Raw genomic sequence first — 3,795 nt, 5'->3', positions numbered from 1 at the left:
GAGCAAGGAAAACATGACGAAGCCAATAAACTATTGGCTGAATCAAAAACACAAAGCCATAAGCCACGTTCACGCTAAAATTTAAATTTTCTTTTTTTGGCGTTTATTAAAATTATCTAAACAATACATGGTCTTATAGAGCGAGTGTCTACGAGCGAACTAGCAATATTCGACCATCGACCCTCTGAAAAACCGCTTTTAAATGATTTGAATCCTAGAAAATCTATATTTTCATGCTGAAATTTGCCCCTAGACGAGCGAAGCGAGCATAAAGCTTTATGAGCGAAGCGAATCCATTCTTGCTTTTGCTTTTAGATTTCACACACAGGATTAACCAAAAAATTGCCCCTCGAAGCGAGCTTGCGAGCTTCAAAAAGTACGAGCTTTAGCGAGTACATAGGGCAATTTTGACCACTCCCCTCTTTTTTTTATTTTTTAGTTTTTAATACTTTTACGCCACCTAAAAGCATTGCCACATAAGGATTTCAGGCTTCATATGACTACGTTTACCTTGCAATATGACTACGTTTACCTTGCAATATGACTACGTTTACCTTGCAATATGACTACGTTTACCTTGCAAAAGACTTCATTATAAAATAATGTAGTTATAACTTCATAAAAAAACCATGTAGTTATTAATGAAAAAGGATCTAGTTGTTAAAGATAATGCCCTGATTAATGCAAGCTACAACCTTGACTTGGTTGAGCAACGTTTAATCCTATTGGCGATACTGGCGGCCAGAGAGTCCAATACGCCTACACACAAAGATTTAACTATCCATGTTGATAGCTATATTAATCACTTTAATGTCCACAGAAACACCGCATACCAAGCCTTACAGGATGCCAGTAGGAATCTGTTTGAGCGAAGATTTAGCTATCAGAAGCTCACCCCTAAAGGCAATATCGAGAATGTAACAAGCCGATGGGTGCAACGAGTGTCATATGTAGAGAATGAAGCTCTTGTCCGTATCAGGTTTTCAGATGACGTTGAGCCACTGATCACCAACCTAGAGAAGCACTTCACCAGTTACGAGCTTGAGCAGGTAAGTAACTTAACCAGTGTTTACGCTATTCGACTGTATGAGCTTCTAATCGCATGGCGTAGCACTGGTAAGGTCGCTATGATTGAACTTGATGAATTACGCTCAAAACTTGGCGTAGAACCTCATGAATACAAAAAGATGGTTAATTTTAAAAGCCGTGTCCTAGATGCTGCTATAGATCAAATTAACGAACATACAGACATCAAGGCAGAATATGAACAGCATAAAAAAGGGCGGTCAATTGTCGGGTTTTCATTCAGCTTTAAACAAAAATCCAAGCCTAAAACAATCAACCATGAACGAGATCCAAGCACGGTTGATATGTTCTGCAACTTGTCAGACAGTCAGATAAATACTTATAGCTCAGTATTGTCTAAAGTCCACAGTATCAGCGACCTAGCAGGGAATAAGGACTATCAAGCATTTGCAATATGGATTGCCAATATTTTACGTGACCCGTCCAGTGTGCGAGAAGAAACGGCAAAACGCATATTCAAGGCATTGCGAACAGAAACAGATTTTAAAGGTTAAATGGGAGTATTACTAATGACTGATTTATCAAAACTAAGTGAAACCGAGCTATTAGCTATCTGGAATAAAGATAATTTTGGACTGAAAGGTCAACTATACAAACTAGAACAAGAGTACATCGAAGCCAAAGAAATATTGGATAACTGGCAGAATAAAGACCACCCACTTTATGAACGTCATAAGGATTGTGTGGATGGTCTAGTTACAAGGATTCAGGACATACAAAAAAAGCTCAAGCAGTAATTAAAATCAAAGACCAAATAATTTTCTATCACGATCTTCTGTTAAATACTCGTTCAAGTCAGCAAGAATTTTTGCCTTTTCTGAATCATCTTGCATTTTTTTTAACGCCAAAGAACCAAGCAAAATTTTACGTCTAGTATCTTCTTTTCGCTGTTGATCCGTTGCTTTCTTTTTTTCACGAGCCAAAACAGCTTGCTTCTGAGCTTTAAGCTGTTTCAAACGTTCTTCTTGTTTAGCAATTTGCTGTTCCAAAGATTCGACTTTCATTACAAATCCAATGCCTAAAAAAACCACAGTTAGCATAAGCGTACATTAATTGAAATTCAAGGTACTATCTGCTATCGTGGTTTTCCCAAAGGGCGCACTTTACCATTGAGAAAAATCTTCGATTTTTTCAATGGAAGTACGGCAGGGGATTCCCCCTACAACCCCAAACCAGCTTATGCAAGCTGGGAAATTTGGAAACCCAAATTTAAGAGCAAAAGCAAAATGGCAATCTTTCATTTTTCCGTCAAAACGATAAGCCGAAGTGCAGGGCGTTCAGCCGTTGCATGTTCTGCCTATCGTTCAGGTGAAAAATTAGAAGATCATTATCAAGGAAAAATTCAGGACTACACCCAAAAAACAGGTGTGGAATCTAAAAAAATCTATGCACCTGAAAACACTAAAAAAGAATTATTAGATCGTCAAGAATTATGGAATGCAGTTGAACAGGTTGAACGTAGAAAAGATGCAACTTTAGCAAGAGAGTTTGAAATCGCCTTTCCCCATGAATTTAATGCAGAACAAAGACAAGATTTGCTCGATGAGCTATGCCAGGAAATTGTAGAAAAACATGGTGTAATCGTGGACGCATGTATCCATGCACCACACACAAAAAGCGGAAGTGATGAAAGAAACTTTCATGCACACATCATGTTCACCAGTCGGCAGATTGACCCACAGATTGGTGACTTTGCCAAAAAGAAAAATCGGGACTTCAACAAAGAGCAATCCAGTGAAACCGTGAGCCACTGGAGAGAATACTTTGCAGAATTGACCAACCGCCATTTAGAAAAACATGGCTTTGCAGATCGTGTCGATCACCGTAGTTACAAAGATCAAGGCATAGACCTTGAAGCCACTCAACATGAGGGGCCACAAGTTACCCAACTTCGCAGACAAGGCATAGATACCGAAATCAGTCTATCCAATGATGCCATCCGTGAACGCAACCAATTTAGCCAACACATCAAAGGTTTAGATCAAGAAATACAAGCATCTGAACGACTGTTGAACAACTTGATTCAGACCAGGGAAAATTTAGACCAGGAACAACGCCAAAAAGAAAAAGACCAGGAACAACGTTCCCCTGAAGAATTAACCAAAATCGCATATAGCGTTATTTCGCAATATAACGACGCTGTAGCCACGGAAGCAAAAAACATAGCACTAACTACCCAAAAAACAGAAATCGAGCAAATAAACGCTGTTTTGGAGCAAATAGAGCTATCAAAAACCAATCTTGAACACCAAAAAGAACAATTAGGCAAAAGACCTATGTTTTTTGGTGGGAAATGGGATGCTGCAAATGCAGAAATTCAAACCCAATGGCAAGAATTGGACAGTCAGGAACGAGATTTAAAGACCAAAACCCCACGTTTAGAACCTGAACGCTATACAGATCGGGCAAAAGAGATCGTAAACAAAGCTAATCCGAACCTGAAAGCCAAACATGATCGAGCAAGACTTCACCTTGAACGTGAACAACAACGGAAGTTAGCCGAACAAGAAAAGCGGAAACAGGAAGCCAAGGCACAACAAGAACGAGAAAAACAGGCGTTTTTTGCACGTAAAGCCTTACGTGAGCAAGGAAAACATGACGAAGCCAATAAACTATTGGCTGAATCAAAAACACAAAGCCATAAGCCACGTTCACGCTAAAATTTAAATTTTCTTTTTTTGGCGTTTATTAAAATTATCTAAACAATAC

Annotated in this window: 4 protein-coding genes; 3 read left to right on the top strand and 1 reads right to left on the bottom strand. The window is 38.9% G+C overall.

Annotated features, from left to right (window positions below):
- Nucleotides 1-641 precede the first annotated feature (641 nt).
- The gene (gene repM, locus FTT68_RS13910) at nt 642-1,580 is read left to right on the top strand and encodes a replication initiation protein RepM (RefSeq protein WP_121775347.1); all 939 of its coding nucleotides are present in this window, start codon (nt 642-644) and stop codon (nt 1,578-1,580) included.
- 15 nt (nt 1,581-1,595) lie between these two features.
- On the top strand, nt 1,596-1,823 hold the full coding sequence (locus tag FTT68_RS13905; protein ID WP_121775349.1) for a hypothetical protein: 228 nt from the start codon (nt 1,596-1,598) through the stop codon (nt 1,821-1,823).
- 6 nt (nt 1,824-1,829) lie between these two features.
- On the opposite strand, the gene FTT68_RS13900 is transcribed toward FTT68_RS13905, so the two are convergent.
- Nucleotides 1,830-2,090, bottom strand: a complete 261-nt coding sequence (locus tag FTT68_RS13900; RefSeq protein ID WP_121775348.1) for a mobilization protein — start codon at nt 2,088-2,090, stop codon at nt 1,830-1,832.
- Nucleotides 2,091-2,312: 222 nt separating this feature from the next.
- On the opposite strand from FTT68_RS13900, the gene mobQ reads away from it, so the two are divergent.
- Nucleotides 2,313-3,746, top strand: coding sequence for a MobQ family relaxase (gene mobQ / locus FTT68_RS13895; RefSeq protein ID WP_180175431.1), 1,434 nt, complete (start codon nt 2,313-2,315; stop codon nt 3,744-3,746).
- Nucleotides 3,747-3,795: the final 49 nt, after the last annotated feature.

Source organism: Acinetobacter sp. Q85-2 (assembly GCF_013420555.1).
GTDB classification, from domain to species: Bacteria; Pseudomonadota; Gammaproteobacteria; order Pseudomonadales; family Moraxellaceae; genus Acinetobacter; species Acinetobacter indicus.
This window is presented reverse-complemented; position numbering and strand designations above follow the sequence as displayed.

What these genes read in the sequence shown, in the direction of transcription:
- repM (WP_121775347.1), top strand. Translation starts at nt 642, where the DNA reads ATGAAAAAGGATCTAGTTGTTAAAGATAATGCCCTGATTAATGCAAGC.
- FTT68_RS13905 (WP_121775349.1), top strand. Translation starts at nt 1,596, where the DNA reads ATGACTGATTTATCAAAACTAAGTGAAACCGAGCTATTAGCTATCTGG.
- FTT68_RS13900 (WP_121775348.1), bottom strand. Translation starts at nt 2,090, where the DNA reads ATGAAAGTCGAATCTTTGGAACAGCAAATTGCTAAACAAGAAGAACGT.
- mobQ (WP_180175431.1), top strand. Translation starts at nt 2,313, where the DNA reads ATGGCAATCTTTCATTTTTCCGTCAAAACGATAAGCCGAAGTGCAGGG.